Annotated in this window: 18 protein-coding genes; 6 read left to right on the forward strand and 12 right to left on the reverse strand. The window is 48.6% G+C overall.

The window, feature by feature from the left end:
- Nucleotides 1-52: 52 nt before the first annotated feature.
- Nucleotides 53-280, forward strand: a complete 228-nt coding sequence (locus WN16_RS12485; RefSeq protein ID WP_003832117.1) for a YceK/YidQ family lipoprotein — start codon at nucleotides 53-55, stop codon at nucleotides 278-280.
- Here the strand turns inward: WN16_RS12485 and WN16_RS12490 are convergent, their stop codons facing one another.
- Nucleotides 281-658: a MysB family protein gene (locus WN16_RS12490; protein ID WP_032936472.1), complete on the reverse strand. Its 378-nt coding sequence runs from the start codon at nucleotides 656-658 to the stop codon at nucleotides 281-283. It lies immediately after the preceding gene.
- A gap of 692 nt (nucleotides 659-1,350) precedes the next feature.
- Between WN16_RS12490 and WN16_RS12495 the strand changes: the two genes are divergently transcribed.
- The gene (locus WN16_RS12495; RefSeq protein ID WP_127663895.1) at nucleotides 1,351-2,682 is read left to right on the forward strand and encodes a sensor domain-containing diguanylate cyclase; all 1,332 of its coding nucleotides are present in this window, start codon (nucleotides 1,351-1,353) and stop codon (nucleotides 2,680-2,682) included.
- A gap of 63 nt (nucleotides 2,683-2,745) precedes the next feature.
- Here the strand turns inward: WN16_RS12495 and mdtG are convergent, their stop codons facing one another.
- Both mdtG and WN16_RS12505 read right to left on the reverse strand, forming a co-directional pair.
- Nucleotides 2,746-3,966, reverse strand: coding sequence for a multidrug efflux MFS transporter MdtG (mdtG, locus tag WN16_RS12500; RefSeq protein WP_044700699.1), 1,221 nt, complete (start codon nucleotides 3,964-3,966; stop codon nucleotides 2,746-2,748).
- A 155-nt stretch (nucleotides 3,967-4,121) separates the two neighbouring features.
- The gene (locus WN16_RS12505) at nucleotides 4,122-5,042 is read right to left on the reverse strand and encodes a Kdo(2)-lipid IV(A) acyltransferase (RefSeq protein ID WP_003036136.1); all 921 of its coding nucleotides are present in this window, start codon (nucleotides 5,040-5,042) and stop codon (nucleotides 4,122-4,124) included.
- 220 nt (nucleotides 5,043-5,262) lie between these two features.
- On the opposite strand from WN16_RS12505, the gene WN16_RS12510 reads away from it, so the two are divergent.
- Nucleotides 5,263-6,315: a rhodanese-related sulfurtransferase gene (locus WN16_RS12510; RefSeq protein ID WP_044700698.1), complete on the forward strand. Its 1,053-nt coding sequence runs from the start codon at nucleotides 5,263-5,265 to the stop codon at nucleotides 6,313-6,315.
- Nucleotides 6,316-6,361: 46 nt separating this feature from the next.
- On the opposite strand, the gene WN16_RS12515 is transcribed toward WN16_RS12510, so the two are convergent.
- The 9 genes from WN16_RS12515 to mdtH all read right to left on the reverse strand — a co-directional run bounded on the left by WN16_RS12515 (nucleotide 6,362) and on the right by mdtH (nucleotide 13,108).
- Nucleotides 6,362-6,937, reverse strand: a complete 576-nt coding sequence (locus WN16_RS12515; RefSeq protein WP_003832130.1) for a YceI family protein — start codon at nucleotides 6,935-6,937, stop codon at nucleotides 6,362-6,364.
- 1 nt (nucleotide 6,938) lies between these two features.
- Nucleotides 6,939-7,505, reverse strand: a complete 567-nt coding sequence (locus WN16_RS12520) for a cytochrome b (protein WP_044700695.1) — start codon at nucleotides 7,503-7,505, stop codon at nucleotides 6,939-6,941.
- A 262-nt stretch (nucleotides 7,506-7,767) separates the two neighbouring features.
- Nucleotides 7,768-7,881, reverse strand: coding sequence for a YceO family protein (locus WN16_RS12525; RefSeq protein WP_003036148.1), 114 nt, complete (start codon nucleotides 7,879-7,881; stop codon nucleotides 7,768-7,770).
- A gap of 55 nt (nucleotides 7,882-7,936) precedes the next feature.
- Nucleotides 7,937-9,052, reverse strand: coding sequence for an N-methyl-L-tryptophan oxidase (gene solA, locus WN16_RS12530; RefSeq protein ID WP_003836779.1), 1,116 nt, complete (start codon nucleotides 9,050-9,052; stop codon nucleotides 7,937-7,939).
- 114 nt (nucleotides 9,053-9,166) lie between these two features.
- On the reverse strand, nucleotides 9,167-9,421 hold the full coding sequence (bssS, locus tag WN16_RS12535; protein ID WP_003036154.1) for a biofilm formation regulator BssS: 255 nt from the start codon (nucleotides 9,419-9,421) through the stop codon (nucleotides 9,167-9,169).
- 340 nt (nucleotides 9,422-9,761) lie between these two features.
- Complete coding sequence (gene dinI, locus WN16_RS12540) at nucleotides 9,762-10,007, reverse strand: DNA damage-inducible protein I (RefSeq protein ID WP_003036157.1); 246 nt, start codon at nucleotides 10,005-10,007, stop codon at nucleotides 9,762-9,764.
- A 65-nt stretch (nucleotides 10,008-10,072) separates the two neighbouring features.
- The gene (pyrC, locus tag WN16_RS12545; RefSeq protein WP_003036160.1) at nucleotides 10,073-11,119 is read right to left on the reverse strand and encodes a dihydroorotase; all 1,047 of its coding nucleotides are present in this window, start codon (nucleotides 11,117-11,119) and stop codon (nucleotides 10,073-10,075) included.
- A 105-nt stretch (nucleotides 11,120-11,224) separates the two neighbouring features.
- Nucleotides 11,225-11,785, reverse strand: a complete 561-nt coding sequence (locus WN16_RS12550; RefSeq protein ID WP_003836774.1) for a lipoprotein — start codon at nucleotides 11,783-11,785, stop codon at nucleotides 11,225-11,227.
- 114 nt (nucleotides 11,786-11,899) lie between these two features.
- Nucleotides 11,900-13,108: a multidrug efflux MFS transporter MdtH gene (gene mdtH / locus WN16_RS12555; protein ID WP_003036166.1), complete on the reverse strand. Its 1,209-nt coding sequence runs from the start codon at nucleotides 13,106-13,108 to the stop codon at nucleotides 11,900-11,902.
- Between the two features lie 259 nt (nucleotides 13,109-13,367).
- Between mdtH and rimJ the strand changes: the two genes are divergently transcribed.
- The 3 genes from rimJ to WN16_RS12570 are packed head-to-tail and all read left to right on the forward strand — an operon-like array spanning nucleotide 13,368 to nucleotide 15,559.
- Entirely contained in the window at nucleotides 13,368-13,952 is a 585-nt protein-coding gene (rimJ, locus tag WN16_RS12560) for a ribosomal protein S5-alanine N-acetyltransferase (protein ID WP_016149925.1), read from the forward strand.
- Between the two features lie 34 nt (nucleotides 13,953-13,986).
- A complete protein-coding gene (locus WN16_RS12565; RefSeq protein WP_003836771.1) occupies nucleotides 13,987-14,634 on the forward strand; it encodes a YceH family protein in 648 nt (215 codons plus the stop codon).
- Between the two features lies 1 nt (nucleotide 14,635).
- Nucleotides 14,636-15,559, forward strand: coding sequence for a Gfo/Idh/MocA family oxidoreductase (locus WN16_RS12570; protein WP_044700692.1), 924 nt, complete (start codon nucleotides 14,636-14,638; stop codon nucleotides 15,557-15,559).
- The last annotated feature ends 166 nt before the right edge of the window (nucleotides 15,560-15,725 follow it).

The raw sequence follows: 15,725 nt of genomic DNA on the forward strand, positions 1-15,725 counted from the left end.
GCCTGGTGCCGGTATTTTTTTATATTGAATAGAATGAGTCGTGAGGTAGCAGGTGCGAATATTGGCTGTAGGAATAATGATCTTCTTCCTGAGCGGATGCGGCAGCATTATTAGTCGTACCATCCCAGGGCAAGGACACGGAAATCAATACTATCCTGGCGTGCAATGGGATGTTCGGGACTCGGCATGGCGCTACGTCACGATCCTCGATCTGCCTTTTTCGCTAGTGTTTGATACGTTGCTGCTCCCGCTCGATATTCATCATGGACCTTACGAGTAACTATCGCTCATCCCATTCATCGGCTGCGGTCTGCCCCTCTTCGGTATCAAGGGGAGGTTCCAGCTGGAATTCACCTTCATCCCATTCGTGAAGCGTATTTTCTTCCTGCCACTCCTGGCGAATTTCAATTTCATCATAGTCGCCATCAAAAACGCTCTGAGCCGCTTCTCCGCTCAGCATTGGTAGACATTCACCATCTACATCATCCTCGTCAGCAAAGAATTCCGCCTGCCACATAATGTCGCCATCCTGTAGCACGTATTTTTGGATGCTTAGCTGTTGAACGCTGGCATCGTCTGACTCAAGGTCAGGGTTATCAGCCAGAAACACTTCACGAGCCGCATCAATAGCCTCTTCCAACGTGGCATAAAAATTCATGTCATTCTTTGCCATTTTTCTTCTCCTAAGGCGAACAATAAAGGGGGATGATTCAATCTATAGACGGCGATCCGCAGAGCGTCAAACCCGTTAGCTGCGTGGCTAACTCAATCAGATGATTACTGCCTGCAATGCCAACGAGAGCAGGTGAAAGTAACCTCGGTAGTTTATGAAAAAATTTACATTGGCAGATACTGAAGCCGACGTAATATCAGGAAAAAAATTCAAGAAAAAAGAGTAATGTATGTGGTTTGCAATGCAGTAATGAAAATCAAATAAATAAAAGTTGGCGTTATATTAGAAAATCTTCAGTTTTAAACACCGATTTTTATGTGTTTTAGAGGGGGAATGCGAACGTTTATGAATTAATATTGCATAACTCAATCAAAATAAAGGAGAAAATTAATGCCCAATACGGAAGTGTTGCAGAGGTAATCAATGAAAGTGGCTAAACTTAGTGGTGTCTCTGGAAGTGACAAAGTGTCTTTTGCGTATAGGGGTTGTGAATGGTGCGAGTGATACTGGAATAGTATACATAATAAAAGATTATTAATGACAAAGGTTATAAATCTATAAGAAACCATTAAATAAGAAATGAATTAATGTTATTGAAATTGTGCGGGTATAATAGTTTGCAAAATCTTATGCTTTATTATATAAAATGCAAAATTAAGAATTACCTTAAGGTTGTTATGGATAACTATAATTCAAATAATGGAAGGTTAATGGCTTTCTATATAATCTGTTTGGCTAGCTATGTTCTTGGCGGTTTGTGTCTTACACAATTTAAATTAACGATGCAAAGTGTCCCGCAAACAGTATATCTGATTATAATTGTAGGGTTGTTCTTTTTATATGGAATAATTTTCCTGTTTATGTTATTTCAGTATCTTTGTAGAAAAGATCTCACCTGCCTCATGATATTAGGCATGGCGTTTCTTGGCAATAACATATTTTTCGTCGAGACTATCTACATTGTTCAGGACTTGATTAATGATCATGCATCAATCGAAAAAAGAACTAACGATATAGCTATATTTTATTACTTTCGGCAGATTAGTTTCATCGCTCTGCTATTTGTTTCATTGAAATCTTATAAAATATCCTCGACAGTTATTGAAACCAAAGAAAGAGAACCTTGCTATATCGTTCTGTCTTTTTTAATCATGCTTGTTATCGCGGTGATGGCGCACACTCTGGCCAGTTACAACCCTAATTTTACACTCGAGATAACAAGCCTGAAGCCTGATAATGTCACGGTGCACTGGCACATTGGGTACATTTATTCGCTTATTATATCCTGGGGGCTGGTCCTGTTGTATTTAATCATTAAAACCAGAACGCACAACATCTTGTGGAAAAGTATAGGGCTACTGTGTTGCTCAGCAATATTGACCAATGTACTACTTCTGAGCCTGGATGAATATAGCATGTATATTTGGTATGTTAGCCGGGGAATTGAGGTGATAAGTGCCCTGTGTATAATCTCAATACTGATGTACAACACCTTCATCATCTTAAAAAAAGAAACGGATTCAGCTATTAAAGATGCAATGACTAAAATATATAATCGTAAACTATTCTATAAGTCATTAAAAGCATCATTAGCAAAAGGTGCAGTGTGTGTAATGGTTCTGGATATTGATAAATTCAAACGGATTAACGATACCTACGGTCATCAGGAAGGTGACAGAGTAATAATCAGCATTGTCGATATTATCAATAAATCAATCAGAGATACGGATATTTTTGCCAGAGTCGGTGGCGAAGAATTTGCGATCCTTCTTAAGTGTAACGATAAAGATGAGGCAATTGTTGTTGCAGAACGAATTAGGCGAAATGTGGAAAATGGTACGACAATACCAAATTCATATGATTTAAAAGAAAAAATGACGATAAGTATCGGTGTATATTGCAGTAAAATTGATGATGAATCAGCGGATAAAGTTGTTTCATATGCTGATGCCGCTTTGTATGAAGCCAAAAATTCTGGCAGAAATAAAGTGTGTTACTATTATCATTAAGACTGAAATATATGTCATGTGAGATAAATTTTTATTCTGAACCTGCGAATATAAATATATAAATCATCCCACGACCTCTGTACTCCGACGACGGCGCAGGCTATTCCACGAGTACAGGGCGTTGAACAGTACGACTCCTGCGGTCACACAGAATACAGCACGAAAACCGTAGTTGGCGGATATCGCTGCCCCCATTAGAGGTCCTGTTACGTTACCAATGTCGCGAAATGACTGGTTATAACTGAAAATACGTCCAGCTATTTGATTAGTCGAGTTATAGACCAGCAGCGTTTGTACCGCCGGGAGCAGAGCGCCGTCGGCCGCCCCCAATATAAAGCGCAGAATACCAAGCTGCCAGGGCGTCTGGACAAATGACATTGGAATTAGCAGTAACACGGAAACGATCAGCGCGACGATCAGGATCTTCTCCGGGCCAATCCGATCGCCTAATTTGCCAAGTTTAGGGGCGCTGATTAATGCCGCAACGCCGGGGACAGAGGCTATCATCCCACTGATAAACGCAATATTGCTGACGTTACCAGCCAACTCTCGAACGTACAGTGTCAGTATTGGCGCGATAGAACCGGTGGCTACCTGAATGATCAAAGTGGTGACAAACAGGCTCAGCACCAGTTTGGGGTTCCTTAAAGAGGCCACGACTTCACGAATGTGCAGCATTTCCTTCTTGCTCACCGGCTGGAAACGCTCGCGGATAAAAAATAGCGTCAGGATGAAGCAGACCAACAGCACGCTGGCGGTGATGAAAAATACGGGACGCAGTCCGTACTGATCCGCGAGGAGGCCGCCCGCTAGCGGCCCGAGCAGTGCGCCACTAACGCCACCGGTGGAAAGCGTTCCCAGTGCCCAGCCGCTTTTATTGCGTGGAACCTGGGTGGCGATCAGTGCATTCGCATTGGGGATGAATCCACCAAGCAGCCCCAACAAGGCGCGCAGGATCAAGAACTGCCAGATATTTTGCGCCAGTCCCATCAGCAGCATCACAACAGCCATACCCAACGCAGATCGTAGCAGCATGATTTTTCGCCCCTTGCGATCGGCAAGGCCACCCCAGAAAGGAGAGGCGATGGCGGAAAAAAGAAAGGTGATGCTGAAGACCAGGCCTGACCACATATTCAGTGCGCTATGTCCCGTGACGCCGAGACTTTCGACGTAAAGGGGCAAAAAGGGCATGACCAGGCTAAATGCTGCGCCGGTTAAAAAACAACCTAACCAGGCAACAGTGAGGTTGCGTTTCCAGTTTATGGGAGCATCTGAGGGTGACATAGCGTTCCGCAGTGTGGCGCGCTGTTTGCGCTATCGATTGAATATAAGTAAGCAGGCTAATTATGCGCCTGGTAGATAATTGCTGCAATGCGGATAGCAGTTAAACCTAAAGCAGGCAGGGAAGGTGTTGCAGCCCACAGGACTGCAACAGTGTTTTAGTACAGGGAAGGAGAACCTTCAGGGCGCGTCTTGAAGCGACGATGCAGCCACATATACTGCTCTGGTGCCATCATGATGCATTGCTCAACAATTTTGTTCATCCACGCGGCAGTGGTCTCTGCGTCGTCCAAAGGCGGTGAACACTCCGGAGGCAGCATAATCAATTGATAGCCTTTACCGTCAGGTTTGCGGCGAGGAACAAACGGTACCAGGCAGGCATTGGACATGCGCGAAAGCATCCAGGTCCCAGAGGTTGTTGCGGCTTGTTCAACGGCAAAAAGTGGTACAAACACACTGGCACGAGGGCCGTAATCGTGATCCGGCGCGTACCAGACCACTTCGCCCTTTTTCAACGCTTTAATCATCCCTTTCAGGTCTTTACGATCGAGCATTGATTTATTCGAGCGCATACGGCCCCAGGTTTGTAGCCAGTCGAGAAGCGGGTTGTCGTTAGGGCGATACACACCAATACCCGGTTCCTGCAAACCAAACTGACGCGCACCCAGTTCCAGAGTCAGAAAGTGCAGACCCACTAACAGGATCCCGCGTTTTTGCGCCTGAACGTCACGGATATGTTCCATCCCGATCACTTCAGTCCAGCGTGAAATACGCTTATCGGACCAAAACCAGGCCATCCCGGTTTCCATTACGCCCATGCCCACGGATTCGAAGTTCTTGACGACCATCTGCTGGCGTTCCTGCTCACTCATCTGCGGGAAGCACAGTTCCAGATTTCGGGAAACAATTTTTGCCCGACGTTTCATCAAACGTAGCGCCAGTCGACCTAATGCACAGCCCAACTTAAAGAGGATGGGGTAGGGTAACTGCACGATTAACCAAAGGATGCCAATACCCAGCCAGGTTAACCAATAACGTGGATGCAGTAACGCAGCCGAAAACTTGGGTAAATTCGTCATGTCTATCCTGTCTTCAAACGACCAATTCCCTGTATTGTCGCATTTTTTCGCGCGTATCAAAAATTTGTGACGGGAGAACGGTGATTAATTCCGCAATTGTTGTTGCAACTTTATAGTGAAGTATGAAATGTAGCGTAAAATGTGTGGATGTAAATTGGCGATGTTTGCTTTATTATGCCGCCGATTTTCATTTATTCCCTATTTGCAGGATACGTACACCATGCCAGTGTTACACAACCGCATTTCGAACGACGCCCTCAAAGCCAAAATGCTGGCCGAGACCGAGCCGCGTACGACGATCTCATTCTATAAATATTTCACCATTGCCAATCCTCAGCACACACGTGATGCACTGTACCAGATGTTCACCGCATTGAACGTCTTCGGGCGAGTATATCTTGCCCATGAAGGAATTAACGCGCAAATCAGCGTACCGCAAAGCAACGTCGAGGCATTTCGCCAGCAACTCTATGCGTTTGATCCTGCATTGAACGATTTACGTCTGAATATTGCGCTGGATGATGACGGTAAATCGTTCTGGGTACTGCGTATGAAAGTCCGTGAACGTATCGTGGCGGATGGTATTGACGATCCAGACTTTGACGCCAGCAACGTGGGGGATTATCTCAAGGCAGCAGAGGTGAATGCCATGCTTGACGATCCTGAAGCGGTATTCATTGATATGCGCAACCATTATGAATATGAGGTGGGTCACTTCGAGAATGCGCTGGAGATCCCGGCAGACACATTCCGCGATCAGTTGCCGAAAGCTGTTGAAATGATGCAGGCGCATAAAGATAAAAAAATCGTGATGTACTGCACGGGTGGGATCCGCTGTGAGAAAGCTAGCGCCTGGATGAAACACAATGGATTTAGCAAAGTCTGGCACATTGAGGGCGGTATTATTGAGTATGCCCGCAAGGCGCGTGAGCAGGGACTTCCGGTGCGTTTTATCGGTAAAAACTTTGTCTTTGATGAGCGCATGGGCGAAAGAATCTCTGAAGATGTTATCGCACATTGCCATCAGTGCGGCACGGCGTGCGATAGCCATACTAATTGCAAAAATGATGGCTGCCATCTGTTGTTTATTCAGTGCCCGGCTTGTGCGCAGAAATATAATGGCTGCTGTAGCGAGCTGTGTAGCGAAGAGAGTGAGTTGCCGGAAGAGGAACAACGGCGTCGTCGCGCTGGGCGTGAAAATGGCAATAAAATCTTTAATAAATCACGTGGTCACCTGAATACCAAACTGGGTATTCCAGACCCTGCGCAATAGTCGCTATGCCGGATGGTGGCTTGAGCCCCATCCGGCCATTCATGCGTTACTTCTGTTGCACACCTTCCACTGAGATGATCAGATCGACTTCCTGCGACGCCGGACCGAGATCGGTGGTAATGTTGAAATCCTTCAGCTTAATCTTACCTTGCGCTTCAAAACCAGCGCGCGTACCGCCCCAAGGATCGCCGCCCTGGCCGATGAGCTTCGCGTCCAGCGTAACCGGTTTGGTAACGCCGTTCAGGGTTAAATTACCGGTGATATCCAGGTCATTACCTTCTTTCTTCACGCTGGTGGAGCTGAAGGTCGCCTGCGGGAATTTCGCTACGTTAAGGAAATCTGCGCTGCGCAGATGCTTGTCACGTTCGGCGTGATTAGTGTCAACACTGTTGGTGTTGATGGTTACGTTAACCTTATCGGCTGCGGGATTTTTCTCATCAAAGGTAAACGTACCGTCGAAATCTTTAAATGTGCCGTACAGCCAGCTGTAACCCAGATGCTGAATACGGAAATTAACAAAGGCATGCTGTCCTTCCTTGTCAATTTTGTAATCTGCCGCCACGGCCGACCCGGTGGTGAATAACAGAGAGGCGAGTGTAAGTCCCAGCAGGTTTTTTTTCATTTTAAGCTCCATAGTCAGATGACGATTTTCCCAACATGCGATTGAGGGTATCGTCGTTATCAATAAAGTGATGTTTCAGGGCCATCAGTCCGTGCAGTAGGGATAAAATCACCACGGTCCACGCAAGCCACAGGTGCAAGCTACCGGCGAGGTCGGCCTGAGCACCTGCGTTGGCAACGGTGGCTGGAATGTCGAACCAACCAAAGACGCTTATCGCTTTGCCATCTGCGGTGGAAATTAGATATCCGCTGATGACAATTGAAAAGAGCAGCAAATAAAGAGCGAGGTGACCCATTGCCGCTGCGATGCGGGTTAAACGGGAGTAGCTTGCCAACGCAGCAGGCGGAGGGGAGAACAACCGCCAGATAACGCGGATAACCAGTCCCATCATGAGTAGGATGCCGATGCTTTTATGCAGTTCAGGGGCCTGGTGATACCAGCCGTCATAGTAGCTAAGCGTGACCATCCATAAGCCCAAGGCGAACATGCCATATACAGCAATCGCAACCAGCCAATGTAATGTGGCTGACACTACGCCATAGCGCTGTGAACTATTTTTGAATTGCATAAGCACACCGATTGATATTTCAGAAGTGAATGAAAATGGCGTGTAAAAGACATTAATGCAACTAATAAATAACAATGGTGATGATATTTATTTTTTGTTCAGTAAAGTTGACTGATTATTGAATTAATCATCAAGGGATTAGTGTGAGAGTAGGTGATAATGCTTGGTTTATGGGTGGTTATGATTTTTATTATTGTTCAGTTTATTGCAATGAAAATTAAGATAATTTCAATTTTTGTCAATTATTGTCAGCGCGCAGGAATCAGAAAAACATAATATATATTACATCCATAATGGCCAGCAGCGACCATAAAATAATGTAGAGCATAAGATGCTCGCGAATATTATTAACAAGATAGTGAAAGATACGGCGCATTAACGTTATTCCTGTCATTAAAAATGGCCTCATCATCGAGGCCATTCATTTATTATCACTTAAAACGGCTTAGCCTGAAGGGGGTCAGGTCAAAGTCAGACGGTTTGTCCTGAGCGAAGTTTGCCGCAATCTCTCCCAGAACAGAGGCAAACTTAAAGCCATGTCCGCTCAGCCCGGTAATGATTAGCGTGTTGTCGTGCGCTGGCAGAGTATCGATAATAAAGTCTTCATCCGGTGAATTATCGTAAGTGCAGGACGCGCCGTGCAGGCAGCAGCCAACGCCCGGCAGAATTGTGCGCAGGAATGGGAAGGCTTCAGAACCATCGCTGGCTACAGCGGCAAATGGCTTACGCTCATCAGCAGAGTGAATGACTTGTCCGCCGTTGTGCTTACCAATTTTCAGTTCGTCGTTTTCTGCCGGGAAACCGTAGTATTGATCACCATTTGGCAGCTCGCCGGTGAAGGCTGGGAAGTTATTCTTAACGCTGTAGCGCCCATCGGCCTGATACCAGGCGAACACTTTGCGCACCGGTTGTATCGGTAGTTCAGGGACTAAAGCCTGCACCCAGGTACCGGCGCTGATCACTGCTTTTTTCGCGTGGTAGTCACCGTCAGCCGTTTCTACCGTGATGCCATCATCACCGTGATGAATTGCGCTGACCGGGCATTTAAACAGTTGCGCACAGCCTGCTTCTTCCGCCAGACGGATCCAGGTTTTAATTGCTAACTCACTGCGTAAAAAACCGGACTCCGCTTCAAACAGACCGATATAGTTGTCAGGTACACGAATCTCCGGCCAGCGCGCCATGATGGCTGCCGCATCCAGTTGTTCAACGTTGAGTTGCCACTGTTTGGCGCTTTGCGCTGCAGTCGCTAAGAAGGTGGACTCTGCCGGACCGAGGTTGATAACACCGGAGCGAACAAAAATCGGTTCTTCATTATGGGTGGACAGTTCATCCCACAATGTTTGCGCACGTAGTACCAGCGGAACGTATTTTTCACCTTCGCCATAAGCATGACGAATTAATCGAGTGTCGCCGTGGTGGCTGCCCTGCTGATGAGGAGGCATATGTGCATCGATCATCAGAACCTTCAGACCGGCACGAGTGGCATAGTATCCAGCTGCGGCGCCTACTGAACCGCTGCCAATAATGATTAAGTCGTATTTCATCCGCTTCTCTCTGCAATCGCGATAGTAGCAGGTTAAATAACTGACCCGGAATATTCAACCTGGAAATAAGAAAGGCACCGTTAAGGTGCCTTTTGATGGCTGGATGTATCAGGTTTAATGTCGCTGATACTCATTTACCTGGTAATCGCCAGATTCAATTTTGGCGATTCCTGCTTCTAATATCGAAATAAATTGCCTGGCAACATCAGTGGTTAACCAGAGCGTTTGACCAACTTCAGTCCCATCCGGGTCAGGGCGATTCGGGGTCTGGTAGTGCAAACGCAGCATCAGCGCATCGTAGCTATCAACAGTGCTGATGTCCCACCCTACAAGCGGATGAGTCTGAATGACTTCATTATTCTTTTCCATCATGCCCCCTAATTCGTGTTACTAGACAACGGTTTTCGAGGTTCAATGCGTTTTTTTCTGAAGCAACTTCAGTATATCAATAAATAAGGGTATTCATTGAAAATTTAAAGAGGGAAGGGCATAAATTTTTTGTTTTCAGCGTTATCTGACTAAGAAACCAACATGTTATTCATTTTTTTTTAGTATGTTGCACAATTATTTTGTTGTTTTGGTTAAAAGATAATCGGTGGGTTAATATTAAATTAAATACTCGTCAGAAGAAATGCGCGATTGATTACAGGATAGTGTGTATAAAAAAGCCGGGGCGACCCGGCAAACAAACATCACTGCATATCATTATTTATTCGTTGATGAACCAGTCATCCGCGCTTTCCCAGGTTTCCTGTAGGATCTCGCTGATGCGTTCTTTGTCCTCTTTAGTCGCGCCAATAACCGACAAATTGTTTGCGCCGGCATAACGGACGGTAACGTTACCTTCGTTATCCGGAAAATGGTGCTGAATACGGCGGGAGAGTTCACCAGCCAGTGCGTCAATTGCACCGGCAGGTAAAGGTGAAGTTTTGGCAATAGTGACTTCAATACGCATAGTAGCCCCCTGTGGAATATACTGTTTATTTATACAGTTATTCGCATCAGTTGGCTACACTTTTTTTAGCTTTTTACTGACCAACGTACCGTTTCGCCACCCAGGAAAGGCACCAGCGTATCGTCTTCCAGTGCAATGCTCTCAGGAACCAGGTGCTCCATGCGTTCCAGCTCAATAAAGGTCTCATTTACCGGCAAGCCATAGAACTGTGGGCCGTTGAGTGAGCAGAAGGCTTCGAAATGGTCCAGCGCATTCATCTCTTCAAACACGGTGGCATAACTGCCCAGCGCGGTCGGTGCATTAAAACAGCCCGCACAACCACAGCTTGACTCTTTGCGATGACGCGCGTGCGGCGCTGAGTCGGTACCGAGGAATGCGCGCTTAAACCCGCTGGCAACTAGTTCACGCAGCGCCTGTTGGTGGACGTTACGTTTGAGGATCGGCAGGCAATACAGGTGAGGGCGAATCCCGCCAACCAGCATGTGGTTGCGGTTAAACATCAGGTGCTGTGGCGTAATGGTCGCAGCCAAAAGTTCGTTACCATCACGCACGTATTCGGCAGCATCTTTGGTGGTGATATGCTCGAACACCACTTTCAGCGAGGTCAAACGCTGACGCAGCGGCTCCATCACCGTTTCAATAAAGCGCGCTTCGCGATCGAAAATATCGATATCTGCATGGGTGACTTCGCCGTGCACCAGCAGTGGCATACCCAATTTTTCCATCCGCTCCAGCACCGGCATGATGGCGTCAATAGAGGTTACGCCATGCGTCGAGTTGGTGGTGGCATTGGCTGGATAGAGTTTTGCCGCGGTGAATACGCCTTCGTTGAATCCACGTTCCAGCTCGTTGGGATCCAGCGTATCCGTTAAGTAGCAGGTCATTAATGGCGTGAAGTCGTGTCCGGCAGGTACCGCGTCAAGAATGCGCTGGCGATAAGCGATAGCCGCGTCAACCGTGGTGACGGGCGGTACCAGGTTCGGCATGACAATGGCACGGCCATAAACTTCACTGGTATAGGGCACGACAGTTTTTAACATGTCGCCATCGCGAAAGTGAAGATGCCAGTCGTCTGGGCGGCGGATCTTTAAAACCTGGGATGGTGCAGTCATCAATATGCTCCGGCTGAGGATAGTCTTTTTTGCCGGAAACAAAGGATAAGCGGAAACGTTTTCGTTTGCACGAAAAAAAAGGGCGCATCAGCGCCCTCAGTTTCATTAGTCGGTGAACGGGATGATGATTTCACCCGGTTTCACCTCAATACCTTTCGCCAGTTTTTTCGCCAGCGCTTCACCCTGGCTGCTGTCTTCCTTCAGAATGTACGCTGGTTGCTGGTTGAAATAGTTACGCAGCGACTGATTTAAATACGGCATCAGCGTTTGCAGTACTGACTGCATTTTCTCTGGCGTGACGGTGGCGTCGACGACTTCCATCTCTTGCAGATAAATCGCGCCTTTTTCTTTATTGAAAACCGGTAAGGCTTTCAGCTTCAGCTTCATGGTCGCTTTCTGACTGCCAAACAGGGAGTTCATGTCCAGGTTGGCATCGCCGGTCAGGGTGACTTTGTTTGGCTCTTCACGACCAATCTGGCTGGCGAGATTATTCAGTACGATATGTGCTTCAGCAACGCCGGGCAAACCGATGTCTTTTGAAAAGTTATTATGCTTTGCCAGGGCTTGATTAATTTCTTGCTCGCTAACCGTGTATTGCGTGAGTTGATTACAACCAACCAACAGGCCGCTGACAATCAGTGCAGCGGCAAAAAAAAACTTTTTCATGGGGTTCCTCAACATGATGCATGTGGCGTAATCGTGACACAAAGCATCATCGAGTACCAGCGCCCCGGACGCCAGCAGAAAAAACTGAAAAGCGCCCGGACGCAGGTTCGGCTATCAGGCGTCTGGCTCCAACATACCTCGCGTTGGGCGTTTGAGACTGAATTGCCAGCCCAGCGCCAGGAAGGTGATGAAGCCAATAATACCGAGCATCATCCAGGGCAGCTCAGGCTGTGCCAGGGCCTTGCCCATGTCAAACAGCCAGCCGCCGCCGACATAGCCAATTGCGCCGCCGATGGCGAGTCCCAGTCGGCTGAAGCCCATATAGCTTCCTCTGGCCCGCGCATTCGCCAGCGAGGCGCTCAGAGTTTCACGCGCCGGTTCGGCGATGATCGAGCCAATATAGAACGTGCAGATCAGGGTGAACAACTGCTGTAAATTCCCGACCAGGCCAATGGGCATCATACTTAGAGACATCACCAGCAGGCCCGCCATCAGGCGATGTTCAAGGCGAAAGCGTTTTTCACTCCAGCGGGCAATCGGGTACAGCAGCGTTAAAGAGAGACATGCCTCAATGGCATACATCCATTTCACGGCGGCTGGTGAGCCAGCGATGTCGTTCACCATGATGGGCAGCATCAGCATCACCTGTACCGCCAGCATGTAATAGCCCGCCAGCGTCAGCACATAGGTGACAAAGCGCTTGTCATGCATCACGTGGCTCATCCCTTCGCGCACCGGAATTTTCACCGTCGACAGCTTCCATGCCGGGAGCAGCCAGGCGTTAAACGCCGCGCACAGAACGAACAAAATTGCGCCGGTGGCACATACCAGACGGAAATCGTATTGCAATAACCAACTGCCGAGTAACGCGCCGACCACGGCCCCGGCGCTATCCTGCATCATCAGAATAGAGAAAAAACGCCCGCGCTTTTCCGGGCGGATCAGCTTGACTACCAGCGCCGAACGGGGAGGGTCGAACAGCGTGCCACCCAGCCCGGAAAGAAAGCAGGAAAACCACAGCAGCCACGGTTCATGCGCAATGCCCATGGTGGCGAACCCGGCTGCGCGCATCAGCATGCCGGTGACGATCATCGGTTTGGCGCCGAAACGGTCAGCAATAGCACCGCCGAAAATACCCAACCCCTGCTGGATAAATTGACGTAATCCAAGCGCGATACCGACCATCACGGCGGCCCAGCCCATTTGGTCGACGAAACGAATTGAGATCAGCGGGAAAACGACGAAGAAACCCAGCACGACCAGCATATTATCGATGAGAAGGAAGTATTTACCCAGGTTCCTTGCCTGCGAGACTTGCGACATTTCCCCTCCAGGGAAAAACTCGTCACTCTGGATAGAGTTTAAAAGATAAGCACCTCCTATTCTGCGGTGTCGTCATCGCTTTTCCCACCCTTCGCGGGACAATATTTTTTTATCAAAAGTCCGTCTTGATAGAGAGTTTTCATCAAAATGTGTGAATAATTCAAAAAATGGCATTTTGCTCTTTTCACAGGGTGTATTCGCACAGGTATAGTAATGCGAATAGCGTATTGAAGACGTTACGGGAAGGAGTAGGTATAGAATGTTTGGCTATCGCAGTAACGTGCCAAAAGTGCGCTTAACCACGGACCGCCTGGTCGTGCGTTTAGTGCATGAGCGTGATGCCTGGCGTCTGGCAGATTATTACGCAGAAAATCGTCATTTCTTAAAACCCTGGGAACCTATTCGCGATGAAAGCCACTGCTATCCGTCCGGCTGGCAGGCGCGTCTCGGCATGATCTCTGAGTTTCATAAACAGGGCACTGCCTATTATTTTGCGCTGCTCGATCCGGACGAAAAAGAGATTATCGGCGTTGCGAACTTCTCAAACGTGGTGCGGGGATCCTTCCATGCCTGTTATCTCGGCTACTCCATTGCGCAGAAATGGCAGGGGCAGGGGCTAATGTATGAAGCCTTAACTTCGGCCATCCGTTATATGCAGCGCACGCAGCATATTCACCGCATTATGGCTAACTACATGCCACATAATAAGCGCAGCGGTGACCTGTTGGCGCGACTGGGTTTTGAAAAAGAAGGCTATGCCAAAGACTACCTGCTGATTGACGGGCAGTGGCGCGATCACGTGCTGACGGCGTTGACCACATCAGAATGGACCCCCGGCCGCTAAGTTTCAGATGCAGCCATGATTAATGGAGAAGACGATGAAATACGAATTAACCGCCACCGAAGCACGAGTGATTGGCTGTTTATTAGAAAAACAAGTGACAACGCCGGAACAGTACCCACTCTCCGTTAATGGAGTCGTAACAGCCTGCAATCAAAAAACGAATCGTGAACCGGTGATGAACCTGTCGGAATCGGACGTGCAGGAGCAATTGGATAACCTGGTTAAGCGACATTTTCTGCGCACGGTGAGCGGCTTTGGCAATCGCGTTACGAAATATGAGCAGCGTTTCTGCAACTCTGAATTTGGCAATCTGAAGCTCAGTGCCGCAGAGGTGGCCGTAATCACTACACTGCTGCTGAGGGGCGCTCAGACGCCTGGTGAATTGCGTAGTCGCGCATCCCGTATGTACGAATTCAGCGATATGGCCGAAGTGGAATCGACACTGGAAAATCTGGCAACCCGGGAAGATGGGCCTTATGTGATCCGCCTGGCGCGCGAGCCGGGCAAACGTGAAAGTCGCTATATGCACCTGTTTTGCGGTGAGGTTGATGAAGCCATTGCCGCGGCAGATCAACTCCCTGCAGCCTCCGGTGATCTGCAGGCACGCGTGGAAATGCTGGAAACGGAGGTCGCAGAACTTAAGCAGCGACTTGATTCATTGCTGGCGCACCTGGGAGACTAACGTGAATAAATTACGTATCGGCGTTGTCGGCCTTGGCGGTATTGCGCAAAAGGCCTGGCTACCCGTGCTGGGCACCTCCGCAGACTGGACGCTGCAAGGCGCCTTTTCACCTTCGCGCGATAAAGCACTGCGTATCTGTGATACCTGGCGGATACCCTACGTGGATTCACTGGTGAATCTGGCGCAAACCTGCGACGCGGTTTTCGTCCATTCCAGCACCGCGACTCACTATGCGGTCGTCAGTGAATTGCTGAATGCCGGAGTTCACGTGTGTGTGGATAAGCCGCTGGCGGAAAACCTGCGTGAGGCTGAGCAACTGGTGGAACTGGCCGCGCGGAAAAAACTCACGCTGATGGTCGGGTTTAACCGCCGGTTTGCACCGCTGTACCAGGATCTCAAAACCCAGTTGAGCACCGCCGCGTCTGTACGTATGGATAAGCACCGTACGGATAGCGTTGGGCTGCACGATCTGCGTTTCACTTTGCTGGACGACTATCTGCACGTAGTCGATACCGCATTGTGGCTGGCGGGAGGGCAGGCGCAGTTAAATAACGGCACGCTGCTGACCAATGAATCTGGTGCGATGCTTTACGCCGAGCACCATTTTTCTACCGGTCAAATGCAGATAACGACCAGTATGCATCGCCGTGCCGGTAGCCAGCGCGAAAGCGTGCAGGCGGTGACGGACGGTGGCCTGATTGACGTAACTGATATGCGGGAATGGCGGGAAGAGCGTGGGCAAGGTGTTGTTCATAAGCCGATAGCGGGCTGGCAAACGACCTTAGAACAGCGTGGTTTTGCCGGATGTGCGCGTCATTTCATTGAGTGCGTGCAAAATCAGACGGTTCCCCAGACGGCAGGTGAGCAGGCGCTACTGGCCCAGCGTGTTGTTGAAAAGCTGTGGCGGGAGGCGATGGCTGAATAACCCCCTGTAACATCTGGCGGTAGTAATTCATTGTAATCCAGGTACTATATGCCCACTCAAAATAACACCTCTTTTCAACCATAGGCTGATTTGTCGGCCTGATAAGGCGCTACGGTGTCGCCATCAGGCGCAGCAAAAGTGTCGGATGGCGGCGAGAATGCCTTAT

The sequence above is a fragment of the Citrobacter sp. ABFQG genome (assembly GCF_004322975.1).
In the GTDB taxonomy this organism is placed as follows: Bacteria; Pseudomonadota; Gammaproteobacteria; order Enterobacterales; family Enterobacteriaceae; genus Citrobacter; species Citrobacter freundii.

Coding starts and splice junctions, on each gene's coding strand:
- WN16_RS12490 (WP_032936472.1), bottom strand. CDS start 658: ATGAATTTTTATGCCACGTTGGAAGAGGCTATTGATGCGGCTCGTGAA.
- WN16_RS12495 (WP_127663895.1), top strand. CDS start 1,351: ATGGATAACTATAATTCAAATAATGGAAGGTTAATGGCTTTCTATATA.
- mdtG (WP_044700699.1), bottom strand. CDS start 3,966: ATGTCACCCTCAGATGCTCCCATAAACTGGAAACGCAACCTCACTGTT.
- WN16_RS12505 (WP_003036136.1), bottom strand. CDS start 5,042: ATGACGAATTTACCCAAGTTTTCGGCTGCGTTACTGCATCCACGTTAT.
- WN16_RS12510 (WP_044700698.1), top strand. CDS start 5,263: ATGCCAGTGTTACACAACCGCATTTCGAACGACGCCCTCAAAGCCAAA.
- WN16_RS12515 (WP_003832130.1), bottom strand. CDS start 6,937: ATGAAAAAAAACCTGCTGGGACTTACACTCGCCTCTCTGTTATTCACC.
- WN16_RS12520 (WP_044700695.1), bottom strand. CDS start 7,505: ATGCAATTCAAAAATAGTTCACAGCGCTATGGCGTAGTGTCAGCCACA.
- WN16_RS12525 (WP_003036148.1), bottom strand. CDS start 7,881: ATGCGCCGTATCTTTCACTATCTTGTTAATAATATTCGCGAGCATCTT.
- solA (WP_003836779.1), bottom strand. CDS start 9,052: ATGAAATACGACTTAATCATTATTGGCAGCGGTTCAGTAGGCGCCGCA.
- bssS (WP_003036154.1), bottom strand. CDS start 9,421: ATGGAAAAGAATAATGAAGTCATTCAGACTCATCCGCTTGTAGGGTGG.
- dinI (WP_003036157.1), bottom strand. CDS start 10,007: ATGCGTATTGAAGTCACTATTGCCAAAACTTCACCTTTACCTGCCGGT.
- pyrC (WP_003036160.1), bottom strand. CDS start 11,119: ATGACTGCACCATCCCAGGTTTTAAAGATCCGCCGCCCAGACGACTGG.
- WN16_RS12550 (WP_003836774.1), bottom strand. CDS start 11,785: ATGAAAAAGTTTTTTTTTGCCGCTGCACTGATTGTCAGCGGCCTGTTG.
- mdtH (WP_003036166.1), bottom strand. CDS start 13,108: ATGTCGCAAGTCTCGCAGGCAAGGAACCTGGGTAAATACTTCCTTCTC.
- rimJ (WP_016149925.1), top strand. CDS start 13,368: ATGTTTGGCTATCGCAGTAACGTGCCAAAAGTGCGCTTAACCACGGAC.
- WN16_RS12565 (WP_003836771.1), top strand. CDS start 13,987: ATGAAATACGAATTAACCGCCACCGAAGCACGAGTGATTGGCTGTTTA.